Annotated in this window: 1 pseudogene; it reads left to right on the plus strand. The window is 59.4% G+C overall.

The features are described from left to right. Nucleotides 1-219, plus strand: a pseudogene (locus H6A20_RS14125) (hypothetical protein); the annotation flags it as partial.

The raw sequence follows: 219 nt of genomic DNA on the forward strand, positions 1-219 counted from the left end.
CCCGGCTGTCCCTGTATGAGCATCAGTCTACCTACAGTCCGAACCTGCCGCTTCGGATGCTGATGTACCTGTCGGACGTCTATGAGGAGATGACGAGGACGTGCAACGTGTACGGCCGGGAGAAGGTGCTGATCCCGCCGCCGCAGTTCCTGATCTTTTACAATGGAAAGGATAAGCAGCCGGACCGGCAGGAGCTGCGCCTGTCCGACCTGTATGCCG

The organism is Mordavella massiliensis (assembly GCF_016901695.1).
GTDB classification, from domain to species: domain Bacteria; phylum Bacillota; class Clostridia; order Lachnospirales; family Lachnospiraceae; genus Claveliimonas; species Claveliimonas massiliensis_A.